Annotated in this window: 13 protein-coding genes and 1 pseudogene; 7 read left to right on the top strand and 7 right to left on the bottom strand. The window is 73.5% G+C overall.

What is annotated here, in order from left to right:
- Nucleotides 1-189: 189 nt before the first annotated feature.
- A complete protein-coding gene (locus ACGFT2_RS10935; protein WP_393275853.1) occupies nt 190-3,321 on the bottom strand; it encodes a sacsin N-terminal ATP-binding-like domain-containing protein in 3,132 nt (1,043 codons plus the stop codon).
- A 153-nt stretch (nt 3,322-3,474) separates the two neighbouring features.
- On the opposite strand from ACGFT2_RS10935, the gene ACGFT2_RS10940 reads away from it, so the two are divergent.
- On the top strand, nt 3,475-3,966 hold the full coding sequence (locus tag ACGFT2_RS10940; protein ID WP_393275856.1) for a hemerythrin domain-containing protein: 492 nt from the start codon (nt 3,475-3,477) through the stop codon (nt 3,964-3,966).
- A 125-nt stretch (nt 3,967-4,091) separates the two neighbouring features.
- On the opposite strand, the gene ACGFT2_RS10945 is transcribed toward ACGFT2_RS10940, so the two are convergent.
- Both ACGFT2_RS10945 and ppk2 read right to left on the bottom strand, forming a co-directional pair.
- Nucleotides 4,092-5,054: a YihY/virulence factor BrkB family protein gene (locus ACGFT2_RS10945; RefSeq protein WP_393275858.1), complete on the bottom strand. Its 963-nt coding sequence runs from the start codon at nt 5,052-5,054 to the stop codon at nt 4,092-4,094.
- A 34-nt stretch (nt 5,055-5,088) separates the two neighbouring features.
- Nucleotides 5,089-6,084, bottom strand: a complete 996-nt coding sequence (gene ppk2 / locus ACGFT2_RS10950) for a polyphosphate kinase 2 (RefSeq protein WP_393275861.1) — start codon at nt 6,082-6,084, stop codon at nt 5,089-5,091.
- A gap of 188 nt (nt 6,085-6,272) precedes the next feature.
- Here ppk2 and ACGFT2_RS10955 point away from each other — a divergent pair, with 188 nt between their 5' ends.
- The gene (locus ACGFT2_RS10955; RefSeq protein WP_393275864.1) at nt 6,273-7,901 is read left to right on the top strand and encodes an alkaline phosphatase D family protein; all 1,629 of its coding nucleotides are present in this window, start codon (nt 6,273-6,275) and stop codon (nt 7,899-7,901) included.
- Nucleotide 7,902: 1 nt separating this feature from the next.
- On the opposite strand, the gene ACGFT2_RS10960 is transcribed toward ACGFT2_RS10955, so the two are convergent.
- Entirely contained in the window at nt 7,903-8,148 is a 246-nt protein-coding gene (locus ACGFT2_RS10960) for a DUF397 domain-containing protein (RefSeq protein WP_393275867.1), read from the bottom strand.
- Complete coding sequence (locus tag ACGFT2_RS10965; protein ID WP_393275870.1) at nt 8,145-8,990, bottom strand: helix-turn-helix domain-containing protein; 846 nt, start codon at nt 8,988-8,990, stop codon at nt 8,145-8,147. Before ACGFT2_RS10965 ends, ACGFT2_RS10960 begins: the two co-directional genes overlap by 4 nt.
- A 113-nt stretch (nt 8,991-9,103) precedes the next feature.
- Here ACGFT2_RS10965 and ACGFT2_RS10970 point away from each other — a divergent pair.
- Nucleotides 9,104-9,520: pseudogene (locus tag ACGFT2_RS10970) on the top strand (ATP-binding protein); the annotation flags it as partial.
- Between the two features lie 143 nt (nt 9,521-9,663).
- On the opposite strand, the gene ACGFT2_RS10975 reads toward ACGFT2_RS10970, so the two are convergent.
- Nucleotides 9,664-10,593 carry a DUF3027 domain-containing protein gene (locus tag ACGFT2_RS10975; RefSeq protein ID WP_393275873.1) on the bottom strand — a complete coding sequence of 310 codons (930 nt, stop codon included), beginning with the start codon at nt 10,591-10,593 and terminating at the stop codon, nt 9,664-9,666.
- A gap of 333 nt (nt 10,594-10,926) precedes the next feature.
- On the opposite strand from ACGFT2_RS10975, the gene ACGFT2_RS10980 reads away from it, so the two are divergent.
- The 4 genes from ACGFT2_RS10980 to ACGFT2_RS10995 all read left to right on the top strand — a co-directional run bounded on the left by ACGFT2_RS10980 (nt 10,927) and on the right by ACGFT2_RS10995 (nt 14,497).
- On the top strand, nt 10,927-12,327 hold the full coding sequence (locus ACGFT2_RS10980) for an MFS transporter (RefSeq protein ID WP_393275876.1): 1,401 nt from the start codon (nt 10,927-10,929) through the stop codon (nt 12,325-12,327).
- A gap of 105 nt (nt 12,328-12,432) precedes the next feature.
- A complete protein-coding gene (locus tag ACGFT2_RS10985) occupies nt 12,433-12,930 on the top strand; it encodes a DUF2771 domain-containing protein (protein WP_393275879.1) in 498 nt (165 codons plus the stop codon).
- A 23-nt stretch (nt 12,931-12,953) separates the two neighbouring features.
- Complete coding sequence (locus tag ACGFT2_RS10990; protein ID WP_393276330.1) at nt 12,954-13,643, top strand: futalosine hydrolase; 690 nt, start codon at nt 12,954-12,956, stop codon at nt 13,641-13,643.
- A complete protein-coding gene (locus ACGFT2_RS10995) occupies nt 13,640-14,497 on the top strand; it encodes a 1,4-dihydroxy-6-naphthoate synthase (protein ID WP_393275882.1) in 858 nt (285 codons plus the stop codon). The genes ACGFT2_RS10990 and ACGFT2_RS10995 overlap by 4 nt, the downstream gene beginning before the upstream one ends.
- 33 nt (nt 14,498-14,530) lie before the next feature.
- On the opposite strand, the gene ACGFT2_RS11000 is transcribed toward ACGFT2_RS10995, so the two are convergent.
- Entirely contained in the window at nt 14,531-14,914 is a 384-nt protein-coding gene (locus tag ACGFT2_RS11000; protein ID WP_393275885.1) for a cold-shock protein, read from the bottom strand.
- Between the last annotated feature and the right edge of the window lie 22 nt (nt 14,915-14,936).

The raw sequence follows: 14,936 nt of genomic DNA on the forward strand, positions 1-14,936 counted from the left end.
ACCAGGTCATGGCAGAAGTGAGAAGAAACGTTCCGAATCCGGGTGCCGTACGGGCTCCCGGAACCGGAGAGGCGCCGCGTGCCGCTCGCCTCACGCCGGCCTACCTCGCGTGGTCTGCCTGGCGTCGGTTCACTTCACGTCGACGAGGTCGCCCGCGGAGCCGGCCGGGCTTTCCGGGAGATCTCGCCGTCAGTCGAACCACCGGTCCCGGGCCAGCTCCTGCGTCCGGGACGGGTCCTCCAGGAGGGCGGCGACCTCGAAGCGGCGCGGCCACTGTCCCGCCGCCCAGGCCAGACCCGCGGCGACCCCTTCCAGCGTGGCCGCGTGCAGCACGCCGTCGCCGGTCAGCCGCCAGTCGATCTCGACGCCGTCCACGACCAGTTCCTCGTGCTCGGCGTAGGTCCGCGGGGTCCGCGGCCCGAGCAGCACCCGCACCGGGTCGGGTACGTCGTGCTCGGTGCCCTCGGAGTTCACCTCTCCGGTGACGGACTCGCTCAGCCGCCGCACCTGGAACAGCTCGGCCAGCTCGGCGGCCCGGGACGGCGGCACCGGCAGCAGCGGCACCCCGGAGGTGAACGGCAGCAGGTCGGGTGAATCGACCACGACCGCGTCGGCCGCGTCCACGACCTGAGCCCGCCCGTCGACCACGGCGCGCAGCTCCTCCGGCAGGGTCACCCGCTCCGGGTCCAGCTCGGCCAGCGCGCCGTACAGACCGTGCAGCTGGGCCGGGGTGACCGGCCGCTCCGGGTCGGCCAGCCGGTCCAGCAGCTCGGCTGCGCCGCCGGGCTCGTCCAGCAGGGCGGCCACGGAGGTCCGCACCCCGAGCGCCCGCAGCACCTGCTCGTCCTCGAACCCGGTGGCGTCGGCCTCGTCGTACAGGCCGCGCAGCAGCGGATCGCCGCCGGCGGCGAGCAGACCGGCCGGACGCCGGCCGTCCAGCACCGGGTGCCCGCGCAGCCACCACGCGGTGTACGGCCGTACGACCTCGTGCGTGCCGTCGGGCAGCAGGACGCGCACGGGCTGGGTGAGGGCGTCGCGCAGCGGCGGCCGGGCGAGCAGCGTGAGCGCCTCGGGCCAGTGGGCGTCGTCCACCAGGTCGAGGTCGCGGACGGCGACGAGTTCGGTGGCGACCGGCGGCACCGGACTGTCCGGGAACCGGTCCAGGATGTCCTCGCACCACACGTCCACGGCGTCCAGCAGCCCCGCGTCGTCCGGCTCGGCGAAGTCGCCCTCACGGGGCTCGAGTTCGTCCGGGTCGAGGACGACGTCGGTGGCGCGGACCAGCGCGAAGTCGGCGAGCACCCCGCAGGCGGTCAGCGGCTGTTCGCCCCACTTCGCCGCGAGGTCCGGGTCGACTGCGGCCAGTTCGCCTTCGCGGATCACCCGGGCGAAGGGGCTGTCCGGGAAGACCAGTTCGCCCGCCGGGGCGAGTTCGCCGTCCTCGTCGGCCAGGGCGAGGGCGCCCAGCCACGGCTCGTCGCCGGGCTCCAGACCGGCGTCCCGGACGAGTGCCAGCACGGTGCCGGCGAGTTCCTCCGCGTCGGGGGCGTCCTCCTCCCACAGCGCCCCGCCCTCGTCGTCCAGCGAGGCGGCGACGGCGGCCCGCACCTGCGGGGTGGTGAGCACCGCCCGGGGGCTCGCGGGCAGCGCGCCCAGCTTCTCCAGCAGCCGGTGCGCGGCGTCCTCGTGGGCGATCTTCAGCCCGAGCCGCCCGAGGACGTCCGGGTCGAGCGGGGCGGCGTCCGGGGTGGGCAGCAGGACCTGCCGCGGCCCGATGGCGGTCCTGCCGTCCGCGAGCGGCACCGGCAGCCCGGAGAGCCGGTCGGGGTCGACTCCGGCGAGGCTGTCGTACAGCCGCCACCACCAGCCGGGTTCCTTCTCCAGACCGGCGAGCCGGTCGATGGCGTCGGCGAGCGGGAGCCGGGCCACCCCGAGGGTGCGCAGCTCGGCCCGGCGTTCCAGGCCGGCCGGCAGGAGGGTGGGCAGCACCTCGGCGAGCACCCGCACGGTGTCCGCGCCGGCGCCCTCCACGAGTTCCGCGTCCCTGGGCCGCAGCGCGTCCGGAAGCTCCTCGTCGTCCTTGGTGTCGAGGGCCGGGGGGAGGAACGCGGTACGGGGCAGCCGCTCCAGGATCGCCTGGCGCAGCGCTACGTCGAGTTCGCCCTTGCCGAGCGGCCCGGGTACGAGGCCGACGGCGCCGTCCGTCACCGGCCGCCACGCGGCGAGCAGTTCGGTGTAGGCGTCGGCGGCGCGCTGCACCAGGAAGTCGGTGAGCGGTCCGGGCGCCGCGTGCCGCCGGGTGGTGTCGAGGGGGAAGGAGGCGATGAGCAGGGCGGGCACGCCGAGCGGCTCGTCGCTGGGCGTGGGCGCGTGGACGACCGGGGTGCTGCGCGGCCGTACCGGGCGCCCGCCCTCGTCCTGCGGTACGGCCCAGGTCACCGACCAGTGGGGCCGCAGGCGCTCCTCCACCGGCCGGCCGGCGAGCAGATCGGGCGTGAGCGGCCCGTGGGCGGAGGCGGTGCGCCAGCGGGTGGTGCCGTCCCGGGAGTCCGCCACGACGGTGACGGCGCCCTCGTCGTGGCGGCGCAGTGTGCGCGCCTGCGCGTCCTCGACCTCGACGACGACCTCCGCCAGGCCCGGCAGGGCGAGGAGCAGGGTGTCGTCGACGGAGTCCAGCAGCCGCTCGGCGAGGTCGGTGGCGGCCGCGTCCCGGAGGGGGAGGATGACGGCCGTGTCGTACGGGTCGGGGGCGGTGCCCTCGGCGGCGAACGGGAGCCGGAGGAGCGGCACGTGTCCGTCCCGGCGGCGCACCTCGTCACCGAGCCCCGGGCTGTGCCGGGCGGTCTCCGCGGCCCCCTCCCGCGCCTCGGTCAGGGACCAGCGGACCCCGCCGTGCCGGCCCACGATCGCGGGCTCGTCCGTCACGGAGAGTACGGCGGCGAAACCGACCCCGAACCGGCCGACGGCGCCCTGGGTGCCCGCTGCGTCCCGCTTGGCGGAGGCGCGCAGCGTGGACAGCGACTCGACACCGGCGGCGTCCAGCGGGGCGCCGGTGTTCGCGGCGACCAGCACGCCGTCGCGGAGGGTGAGCCGCAGCCGGCCCGGCACCTGCGCGCGGGCGGCCGCGTCGGCGGCGTTCTGGGCCAACTCGACCACGAGCCGGTCCCGGTAGCCGCCGAGGACCAGGTCCTCCTCGGCGTTGGCGTCCTCGCGGAAGCGGGCGGGACTGGTGGCCCAGGCGTCGAGGACGCCGCGGCGCAGACGGGCGGTGCCGAAGGGGTCGGCGCCCTCTGCCGCCGGCCGCACGTACTTGCTGCTCACGTTCACTCTCCTCGTCTCCGTGGGACGAAGGTACAGCGCGTTCGGGCGGCAGGCCGAAGGGGCGTGGTGGCCGTTCGGCCGCGGGCCATCACCGGGCGCGGTGCGGGTAGACGGTGATGGCCCGATCTCTTCGCACGAAAGGGGCGCTGTCCCATGGCCCGGACACAGGACGTCGTCGAGCTGATCCTTCAGGACCACCGGCGCATGGAGGACCTCTTCCGCCGGATGCGCAGTGTGGAGGACGACCGAGCCGGTGCGCTGGAGGAGTTCGCGCACCTGCTGATCGCGCACGCGCAGGCCGAGGAGGCCGAGGTCTATCCCGCCCTCAAGCGGTACAAGGACATCGACGACGAGGAAGTCGAACACGGCGAGCACGAGCACGACGAGGGCAACAAGGCCCTCCTGGAGCTGCTGCAGGTGGAGGAGGTGGGCTCCGAGGAGTGGGACGAGAAGCTGGAGGACCTGGTGCAGGCCGTCAACCACCACGCCGACGAGGAGGAACGCACCATCCTCAACGGTGCGCGCGAGAACGTGGCGATGAGCCGGCGCGAGCAGCTGGGTGCGGCCTTCCTGGAGGAGCGTGAGCGGCAGCTGAAGGCCGGCTGCGGCTCGGTCGACAACGTGCGCCGCATCGTCGGGTCCTGATCGTCGCGCGGGCCGCGGGCCGGAGACGGGAGGCGCCCGGCCCGGCCCGTGCGGGTTGGGCGGACGGGCGCCACCCGGGAGGGGCGGTACGGGGCGGGGCGGTACGGCCGGGTCGCGCGCCGGGGTCAGGGACCCGGGCCCGGGTCGGGCTGCACGGCTCGGCCCAGGCCGGCGCGGGCCGCTTCCAGCTGTGCGGCGAAGGCGATGCCCAGGAACAGCGCGACACCCGTCAGGTTGGCCCACAGCAGCAGGGCGACGAAGGCGGTGAGCGGCCCGTACACGGCGCCGAAGGACCCGCTGCGGGAGACGTACAGCGCCAGCAGCCAGGTCGCGGTGACCCACAGCACCAGGTGGACGGCGGAGCCGAAGGCGAGCCAGGTGTACCCGGGCTGGTCCCGGCGCGGCGACCAGCGGAAGACGACGGCGGAGGCGACCCAGGCGAGGACCGTCCCGACCGGTATCTCCAGGGCGCCCCACCAGCCCGGCGGGCCGGGCCGGCCGAGGGCCTCGGTCGTCGCGGCGCCGACGGCCTCGCCGGCGACCAGGACGAGGAAGCCCAGCACCATCGGAACGCCCGCGGCGAAGGCGAGGAGCAGCGCCCTGCCGTACTTCCGCGGGAAGGGCCGGTCCCGTTCGACGCCGTAGATGCGGTTGGCGCCCCGTTCGACCTGGCCCATCGCGGAGGCCAGGTTGAGGACGGAGAAGGCCAGTCCGAGGCAGAGCGCGACCTTGCCCCACACGTCCGAGCCGGCGGTGCGGCGGGTGCCGCGCAGCGCGTCCTCGATGATGTCCGAACCGGCACCCGGCGCGATCCTGCCCAGGGTCAGCTCGATGACGCGCCCCACGCTCTCGGTGTGCGCGGCCGTGGCCAGGCCGACGAGCGCGATGGTGAACGGCACCATGCCCAGCACGATCTGGAAGCCGAGGGCGCGTGCGTTGGTGAAGCCGTCGGCGTAGCGGAACCGGGAGAACGCGTCGAGCAGCAGCCGGAAGCCCCCGTAGCGGCGCAGCGCGGTGAACGCCTCGTCGCCGGACAGCTCCTCCCCGATCATGTCCCGCGTCTGCGGAACGTGCACCACCGTGCCCATGGTCCGTCCTCCCCCTCGTCCGTGCGTCTGCCCGTCAGCGCGGGTCCGGATGGGTGCCGGGGCCGTCCCCCGGCCCGGCCAGCGGCGTCGGCGACAGGGCGGTGGGCTCCTCGCCCGGCTCCAGCAGGGTGTCCGCCGCGCCGACGATCAGCGGATCGGGCGTGCCCACCGCCGTGCGGTCCTTGGCCGGGTAGTCGAAGCGGTCGAGGAGGCTGCGCATCGCCTCCAGCCGGCCGCGCCGCTTGTCGTTGTTCTTCACGACCGTCCACGGCGCGTACGGCGTGTCCGTGGCCCGGAACATGTCGACCTTGGCCGCGGTGTAGTCGTCCCAGCGGTCGAGGGAGGCGAGGTCGGTGGGGGAGAGCTTCCAGTGGCGCACCGGGTCGACCTCGCGGATCGCGAACCGGGTGCGCTGCTCGGCCCGGGACACCGAGAACCAGAACTTCACCAGCAGGACGCCGTCGTCGGTGAGCAGCCGTTCGAACAGCGGGGCCTGTCCGAGGAACTGCCGGTACTCGGCCTCCGTGCAGAACCCCATGACCCGTTCGACGCCCGCCCGGTTGTACCAGGAGCGGTCGAAGAAGACGATCTCGCCGCGGGCCGGCAGCTGGGTCACGTACCGCTGGAAGTACCACTGCCCCGCCTCGCGCTCGGTCGGTTTCTCCAGCGCCACCACGCGGGCCCCGCGGGGATTGAGCCGCTCGGTGAACCGCTTGATGGTGCCGCCCTTGCCGGCCGCGTCCCGCCCCTCGCAGACCACCACGATCCGCCGGCCGGTCTCCTTCGTCCAGCGCTGGAGCTTGAGCAGCTCGATCTGGAGGATCCGCTTCGTCCGTTCGTACTCGCGCCGGCCGACCATGCGGTCGTAGGGGTGGTTCTCCCGCCAGGTCTCGATCGGCCGGCCCCCGGAGCCCAGGAGTATCGGCCGCTCGGGCTGCCGGTCGTCGACCTCGAGCCCCCGCAGCAGGCCGCTCTCCTCCCCCGTGCCGCCGGTCCCTTCGTCCTGTGTCACCCGCTCGTGCTCGGCCACGACCGTGCCTCTTCCGCCTCGCCGCTCGCCGGGGCCGCCCCGCCGGGCCCCGCCGTGTTCCCCCTCCACGTGCCCGCCCCGCGCCGACCCAGTCGCGGGACCTGCCCGGCCGGGGACCACCGCCGCCGGGCCCTGTACGGTCTCTACGGTCGTTTCCGCCCGTACGTACGAGACAGGAAGGCGATCACGTGACCGAACTGCGGCTCGGACCACTGCTGAGGTACACCGACGACTCGTGCGCGACCGTGTGGATCGAGGCGAGCCGGCCCTGCACCGCGCGGGTGCGCTGCTCGAACGGCGCGGGCGGCACCGCCCCCACCTTCCAGGTGGCCGGGCACCACTACGCGCTCGTCACGGTGACCGGCCTCGAACCGGGCACCGCACCGTCGTACGAGGTGTTCCTGGACGACACCCCGGTCTGGCCGCTGCCCGACTCCCCCTTCCCGCCCTCCGTCATCCGGGTGCCCGCCTCCGGCGACGGCGTCCGCGTCACCTTCGGCTCCTGCCGCTGGGCGGCGCCCCCGGCCGACGGCAAGGACCCGGTCGGCGCCGACGCCCTCGACACCCTCGCCGTCCGGCTGGCGGCCGACCCCGACGCCGACCGCCCCGACGTCCTGCTCCTGCTGGGCGACCAGGTCTACGCTGACGAGACCTCCGAGGAGACCCGCCGCTGGCTGGCCGGCCGCCGCGACCTCGACCGGGCGCCCGGGGCCCAGGTCACCGACTACGAGGAGTACTGCCGGCTCTACCACGAGTCGTGGCTCGACCCCGAGATCCGCTGGCTGCTGTCCACCGTGCCCAGCTTCATGATCTTCGACGACCACGACATCGTGGACGACTGGAACACCTCCGCCGCCTGGCTCGCCGACATGCGCGCCACCGACTGGTGGCAGGAGCGGCTGCTGAGCGGCCTGATGTCCTACTGGGTCCACCAGCACCTGGGCAACCTGTCCCCCGCCGAACTGGCCGACGACCCCACCTGGGCCGCCGTCCACGCGGCCCCGGACGGCACCGGCGCGGTGCGCGCCCTGGCCGAGCGGGCCGACGCGGACTCCGCCTCGGTCCGCTTCAGCTACCGGCGCGACTTCGGCCGGGTCCGGGTGGTGATGGTGGACTCCCGCGCGGCCCGGGTCCTGCAGGAGGACCGCCGCGCCATGCTCGACCCCGGCGAGGCCGACTGGCTGCGCGAGCAGGTGCTGTCCGACCCGGGCTCCTACGACCACCTGCTGCTCGGCACCTCCCTGCCCTGGCTGCTGCCACACCTGGTGCACGACACCGAGGCCTGGGACGCGGCCCTGTGCACCGGTGAGCGGGGTGCCCGCTGGGCGCGCTTCGGCGAGTACCTGCGGCGCCGGGCCGATCTGGAGCACTGGGCTGCCTTCCCCCGTTCCTTCGCCGACCTCGCCGCGGTGATAGCCGAGGCCGGGTCGGCGCCGGGTGGCCCCGCGAGCGTGTGCGTCCTGTCCGGCGACGTGCACCACGGCTACCTCGCGCGGGCGTCCTGGCATTCCGGCGGACCGGACATCCCCGTCGTCCAGCTCACCTGCTCGCCCGTGCACAACTCCGTGCCGCTGATGATGCGCGTCGGCTTCCGCGTGGGCTGGAGCGCGGCGGCCCGCGCCCTGGGCCGCCTGCTCACCCGCCACGGCCGCTGCGAGCGGCCTCCGGTCACCTGGCGCAAGCGGGGCGGGCCGTGGTTCGGCAACCAGCTCATGACCCTGACGCTGCGCGCCCGCGCGGCCCACCTGCGCCTGGAACGAACGGGCCCGGACGCGGCGTTGCACACCGTGCACGAAGCCGAGCTGACCGCGGGGTAGTTCAGCGCCGGGCGGCGTACCCCACGAACTCCGCCCAGGTCCCGGGACCGACGCTGAGAACGGCTCCGCCGGTCTGCTTGGAGTCACGGATGTGGATGAGGGAGGGCGCCTGATCCAGGGCGACTTCCAGGCAGTCGCCCGGGTCGCTGCCGTCGCTGTAGCTGCTCTTGAACCAGTCCAGGGCCACTTCGACGCAGGAGTCGCCGTCGGGACCACTGCTGTAGCTGCTCTTGAACCAGCGGATCATGTTTCTCCCAGCAGGTGCTCAATGAGGGCCAGCGACTCCCTGGGAGGGAGGGCCTGCGCCCGGATGGTGCCATACCGCAGCTCCAGGACGCGCAGCTCCCGCAGGTTCGAAACGGTACGACCGCTGAACGCGCCGTCGGACCGCCCGACGGCCGTGCCGTCCTCGAACTTGAGCAACTCGATCCTTCCACTCATGCCCGGGTGAGGAGCACTGTCCATCGGCATCACCTGAAGCGTGACGTTGTTCAACTGCGCGATATCCATCAGGCGTTCGAACTGCTGTCGCCGCACCATTGTGCCTCCGACTCTGCGGCGCAGCGTCGCCTCTTCCAGGACGAAGCTCAGCGCAGGCGCGGGTGTCCGCTCGAAAATGGACTGCCGAGCCATGCGGGCGGCCACCCTTCGCTCCAGATCCCTCGGCGGGTATGCGGGCTGCCAGCACTCCAGCAGAGCACGCGAGTAGTCGGAGATCTGCAAAAGGCCGTGAATGTTGCTGGCCTCGTACACGCCGATCTCGACCGCTCTGGCCTCCGACGCCGCCAGATCCCGAACCTTCTTCGGATAGCGGACCTTCTCCACGTCCTCCTTCATCGCGGAGAGCAACCCGCCCGCCCGCAGGACCTTGTCCGCCTTGTCCAGGTACTCGGGGCGGGGGATCCGCTTGCCGCCCTCCACCTTGTAGACCAGGTCCTCGCCGTAGCCGACGGCCTTGCCGAAGTCGGCCGCCCGCATCCCCACCGCCTCGCGCCGCAGCTTCAGCTGGCGACCCACCGTGGCGATGACGGCGATCCCCCAGTCGTCGTCCGGGTCGACCTCCCACCCCGGCTCCTCTTCCTCGCTCACACCGCACCCCCTTCGCCGACAGTCCGGACAGCGCCGGACAACCGCCGGACAGTGACCGTACGCAACCGCTCCGTCACTGTTCACGGTATGCACGCGCGGCCACGCTGAGTGATGTGAACCAGGAAATCTCCACCCACGTCCCGAACGTGACCCTGCACCTGTCCCCCACCCCCCGGGGAGCCCGTCTCGCCCGCCTGCTGGCGACGGAACAACTGCGCGCCTGGGGAGTGCCGTTGGACCCGGCGGCGCTGATCGTGGCGGAACTCGCCGCCAACGCGGCCACGCACGGCCGGGTCCCGGGAAGGGACTTCCGGCTGACCCTCTACGTCGTCGCAGAGACGCTGCGCATCGAGGTCACCGACACCCGGGGCGACCGGAACCCGGTTCCCGGGCGACCGGCACCGGACGCGGAGACCGGCCGGGGGCTGCTTCTCGTGGACGCGCTCGCCGACCGCTGGGGGACCGCGCCGGGGCCGTCCCCGCGCAAGACGGTGTGGGCGGAAGTCCGCTTCGGACCGTCACCCGGGACTCCGTGCGTCCCCGCCACGGTTCCAGCGCCCTCCGCAGCAGCGACCGCCTGCCCCGGCACAGCCGCCACCCCGCCCGAAGCCGCGTCGTCGCCCGAGGGCGGCCGCGCGGCGCCCGGTGCGTACTCCGGGCGTGCCGGCTCCGGTCAGGAGTGGCCCAGTTCCGCCGTCGTCTCGTCGTCGCCGGTCTCCGGGACCGAGCCCGAGTCGCGGGCCGGGCGGAGCGGGAAGGGGTCGACGCGGGTCTCGTCGATGACCGGCTGGGCCGGCTGCGGGGGCTTCGGCATGACCGCCGCCTCCGAGTGGCCGCCGCAGCCGTAGGAGAGGGAGACCACACGACCGTCCGCCGGGGAGAACTCGTTCGCGCAGACGCCGAAGGCCTGGCCCAGGGAGCCGCCGATCGGGGTGAGGAAGCCGCAGGAGACACAGGTGGCCGGGGCCGCCTGGGCCATCGGGGTCTGGGCGCCGAAGGACTCCTCCCAGCGGTCCGCGGCGACGTGCAGGCCGTAGCGGGACAGGACCCGGGCGCGGCGCATGCCCAGTTCCTCGGCCACCGAGGCGATCGAGCCCCGGGACGGGATGACCGGCTGGTGGGCGGGGGTGCCGGCGGTGATGTCGGCGTCCTCCGCCTCCGCCAGTTCCGCAAGCTCCTCGGAGACCGGCGAGTCCGGCGCCGGCTCGTCCTCACCCGTGTAGCCCGGCTCCAGGCGCAGATCGTCCTGGTCGGTGGGGAGCAGATCGCCGGGGCCGAGGTCACCGGGGCGCAGGCGCTCGCTCCACGGGACCCATTCGGGGGCGAGGAGGGCGTCGGAGCCGGGGAGGAGGACCACCTCGTCGAGGGTGACGAGCTTGGCGCGGGAGGCACGGGCCACCGTCACCGCCCAGCGCCAGCCCCGGTAGCCCAGTTCCTTGCATTCGAAGAAGTGCGTGACGACGCGGTCGCCCTCCGACACCACGCCGGCGTGCTCGCCGACCACGCCGGGGGCGGCGGCCTCCTCGGCGGCGGTGCGGGCGAGATCGACCGCCTCGGCGCACAGACGGTCGGGGGTGCGGCTTCGCGTGGTCGCTGCGCTCACAGGTATCGCTTCTCTCCTACGCCGTCTCATCGAGTGCGGCTGCCTCCGGCGGGTTGGCCGACGGAGCGGACCTGGGGACCGCATCGACGTCTGCTTCCGCGCGCTCGGGCGCACCTCTGCCATCCATTCTGCGTTATGGCTGAGATACGCACGCTACACCGAACGGGATTCGTTACCGCTACGCGGCAGGTTTTCCCGCCCGGCAGCACGCCACACCCGGCGGCCCGGCGGGGGCCGCGCCGGGCGCGGCGCCCCGGGAACACGGTGCGTCATCGGCTCCGTTCGCCGCCACACGCGTCGTAACCGCACTATCGACCGCCTTCTCGGGGCACTATGAACGTCGTGGCAGCCGCGGACAAGACGAGTGGTCGTGGCGGCGGTGCGGCTCGAGTGGGTGACACCGTCCGCTCCGTCGGGCGTGCCCTGCACTTCCCGGTCACCGGCACCGCGCGCGGCATCCGCAAGGCCACGCACGCCCACGGCGCGGGCGAATCGGGGCTGGGCAAGCTGATCGAGCTGCACGCGGTGAACGGCGCGGGGGATGTGATGATCACCGTGGCGCTCGCGTCCACGGTGTTCTTCTCCGTGCCGACCGACGAGGCGCGCGGGCGGGTCGCCCTCTACCTGGCCATCACGATGGCGCCCTTCACCCTCCTCGCCCCCGTCATCGGTCCGCTCCTGGACCGGCTGCCGCACGGGCGGCGCGCCGCCATGGCCGCGGCGATGCTGGCGCGGGCGCTGCTCGCGCTGATCATCTCGGGTGCCGTGGCGAGCGGCGGCCTGGAGCTGTATCCGGCCGCGCTGGGCGTGCTGGTGGCGTCCAAGGCCTACGGGGTGGTGCGCAGTGCCGTCGTGCCACGGCTGCTGCCGCCCCGGTTCTCGCTGGTGAAGGCCAACTCCCGGGTCACCCTGGCCGGCCTCCTGGCCACCGGTGCCGCCGCGCCGATCGCGGCGGGGCTGCACTCCGTCGGTGATCCCTGGCCCCTCTACGGCGCCTTCGTGATCTTCGTCGGGGGCACGGTCCTGTCGTTCTCCCTGCCGCCTGAGGTGGACTCGGGCAAGGGCGAGGACGTGGCACTGCTCGCGGCCGACGAGGAGCACCTGCACGGGCGGCGCCGCACGGAGGCCAAGCGGCCGGGGCTGCGGACCGTGGGGCCCGCCGTCACCCACGCGCTCGGCGCCAACGCGGCCCTGCGCTGTCTGTCCGGGTTTCTGATCTTCTTCCTCGCCTTTCTGCTGCGCGAGCACCCGCTGACCGGGGAGAGCGCGGCGGTCTCGCTGGGGATAGTGGGGGTCGCGGCCGGTGCGGGCAACGCGCTGGGAACGGCGGTGGGGGCCTGGCTGAGATCACGCGCCCCGGAGATCATCATCGTGACCGTGGTGGCGGTGGTGCTGGGCACGGCGGTGGTGGCCGCCCTGTTCTTCGGCGCGTTCCTGGTGGCCTGCCTCGCCGCGGTGGCCGGGTTCGCGCAGGCGCTGGCGAAGCTGGCGCTGGACGCGCTGATCCAGCGGGACGTGCCGGAGCTGGTGCGCACCTCGGCGTTCGCGCGCTCGGAGACACTGCTGCAGATGGCCTGGGTGTTCGGCGGTGCCGTCGGCATAGTGATGCCGCTCAACGGCGCTCTCGGCCTCACGGTCGGCGCCGTGTTCGTGGCCGTCGGCTGGCTGTCCACCCTGAAGGGACTCCTCGCCTCGGCCCGGCACGGCGGCCGGACCCGGGCCCGGGTGGCCTAACGGACGGGGACCGGCCGCCGCGAGACCGGCACAGCTGGCGTAACGAACCGGGCACGCCGCACCCCACGTGGGCGGACGGCTCCGGGCGCCCGATAGCCTTCCGTCATGACCACGCTGCCCCGCGGCGAAGCCGCTGATGCACACAAGGCTGTGCGACGCCGCCGCGCCGTCGCCGCCGCCGGCGCCGTTTCCGCCGGACTGCTCGTCCTGTCCGCCTGCGACAAGCCGACACCCGTCGCGACCGTCACCGTCGGCCGTGACTCGGTCAACTCCGAGGCGGTCTGCTACAACGACGGCAAGGCACTGGACACGAAGTCGCTGACGGAGTGTGCCAAGAAGACCGACTCCGCCGAGTCCATCAAGGTCGACCAGGACGAGACCGTCCGCTTCGGCGTCGATCCGAAGATCGCCGACGCCGGCTGGACGCTCCTCGTGAACGGCCGGCAGTTCACCGACTCCAGCAAGAAGACCTACCGCACGATCCCCGGCAGCGCGTTCTTCAACGAGCAGTACGGCACCCAGGGCGCCACCAACACGGTCCTGATCCAGATGGGCAGCAACCCGGCCAAGGGTGTGTGGTCCTTCAAGCTCAAGAAGGCCTGATCACGACCTCCCTGCGCGTCCTCGTGGCCACCGCGGTCCCCGCCGAACGGGACGCGGTGGCAGAGGCGTTCACGGGGGCGGCCGAGGACGTGCGGCCGCCGGGCGTCCGGCTGCGCCGTACGGCGGCGGGCTGCGACCTGCTGGCCGCCGGGGTCGGCCCGGCGCTCGCCGCCGCCTCCACGGCCACCGCCCTCACCGCCGCCGCGCTGGCCGGCACGCCGTACGGCCTGGTCGTCTCGGCCGGGATCGGCGGCGGCTTCCCGCCCGGGGCGCCCCTCGGCTCGCTCGTGGTCGCGGACGCGATCACCGTGGCCGACCTGGGTGCCGAGACCGCCGACGGCTTCCTCCCGGTGACCGAACTGGGATTCGGGACCATCACCCACCTGCCTCCGCCGTCGCTCGTGCGCCTCGCGTCCGAGGCCACCGGTGCCCGTACCGGCACCGTCCTGACCGTCTCCACCGTCACCGGCACCGCCGCCCGTGCCGCCGAGCTGACCGCCCGGCATCCCCGCGCGCTCGCCGAGGGCATGGAGGGATTCGGGGTGGCGGAGGCGGCCGCCGCGCACGGGGTGCCGGTGCTGGAGGTCCGCGCGGTCTCCAACCCGGTCGGCCCGCGCGACCGTGCCGCCTGGCGCATCGGCGACGCCCTCACCACCCTGACCGAGGCCTTCGGGAAGCTCGCGCCCGTATTGGAGAGTTGGACATCGGTATGACGACCAGTGAGCAGCAGACCCTGCAGATCGCGTACTCACCCTGCCCGAACGACACCTTCGTCTTCGACGCCCTCGCCCACGGCCGCGTCCCCGGCGCGCCCGCGCTGGACGTGACCTTCGCCGACATCGACCTCACCAACGGCATGGCCGAGCGCGGCGAGTTCGACGTGCTGAAGGTGTCGTACGCCGTCCTGCCGTACGTCCTCGACGAGTACGCGCTGCTGCCGTGCGGCGGTGCGCTGGGCCGGGGGTGCGGGCCGCTCGTGCTGACGCGGGAGGCCGGCACGGATCTCTCCGGCCGCACGGTGGCGGTGCCGAGCGAGCGGTCGACCGCCTATCTGCTGTTCCGGCTCTGGGCCGCGGACACCCTGCCGGGCGGTGTCGGCGAGGTGGTCGTCATGCCGTTCCACGAGATCATGCCGGCGGTGCGGGACGGCAAGGTGGACGCCGGACTGGTCATCCACGAGGCCCGTTTCACGTACCGGGACTACGGCCTGCACAAGCTCGCCGACATGGGTGAGCACTGGGAGCGGACCACCGGGCTGCCGATCCCGCTGGGCGCGATCATCGCCAGGCGCTCGCTGGGCGCCGATGTGCTGACCGGGCTCGCCGAGGCCGTCCGGGCCTCCGTGCGGGCGGCCTGGGACGATCCCGAGGCCTCCCGGCCGTATGTCATGGCGCACGCGCAGGAGATGGACCCGGCCGTCGCCGACCAGCACATCGGCCTGTACGTCAACGAGTTCACCGCCGGCCTCGGCGAGGACGGTTACGCGGCGGTCCGCGGGCTGCTCACCCGTGCGGCGGCCGAGGGACTCCTGCCGCCCCTCGGCCCTACGGCGCTCGCTTTCCCGTAGGGCCCGGGACGTGTCCGTTCCGCGGGGCGGGGGTCAGACGTCCAACTGGTCGGCGACCGCGCGGAGCAGGCCGGCGATCTTCTTGCCGGAGGCCTTGTCCGGATAGCGGCCCTTCTCGAGCATGGGCGTGATGTTCTCGAGGAGGGTGGTCAGGTCCTGCACGATCGAGGCCAGTTCGTCGGGCTTCCTGCGCTGGGCGGCGGCGACCGACGGCGTCGGGTCGAGCACGGTCACCGACAGTGCCTGGTCGCCGCGCTGACCGGCGACGACACCGAACTCCACACGCTGTCCCGGCTTGAGCACATCGACTCCGTCGGGGAGAACCGAGGAATGGACGAAGACGTCACCGCCGTCGTCGCGGGAGAGGAAGCCGAAGCCCTTCTCACTGTTGAACCACTTGACCTTGCCGGTAGGCACGTCTGTCCTCGTCCTCGTACTC

The sequence above is a fragment of the Streptomyces sp. NPDC048514 genome (assembly GCF_043199955.1).
Classification (GTDB): domain Bacteria; phylum Actinomycetota; class Actinomycetes; order Streptomycetales; family Streptomycetaceae; genus Streptomyces.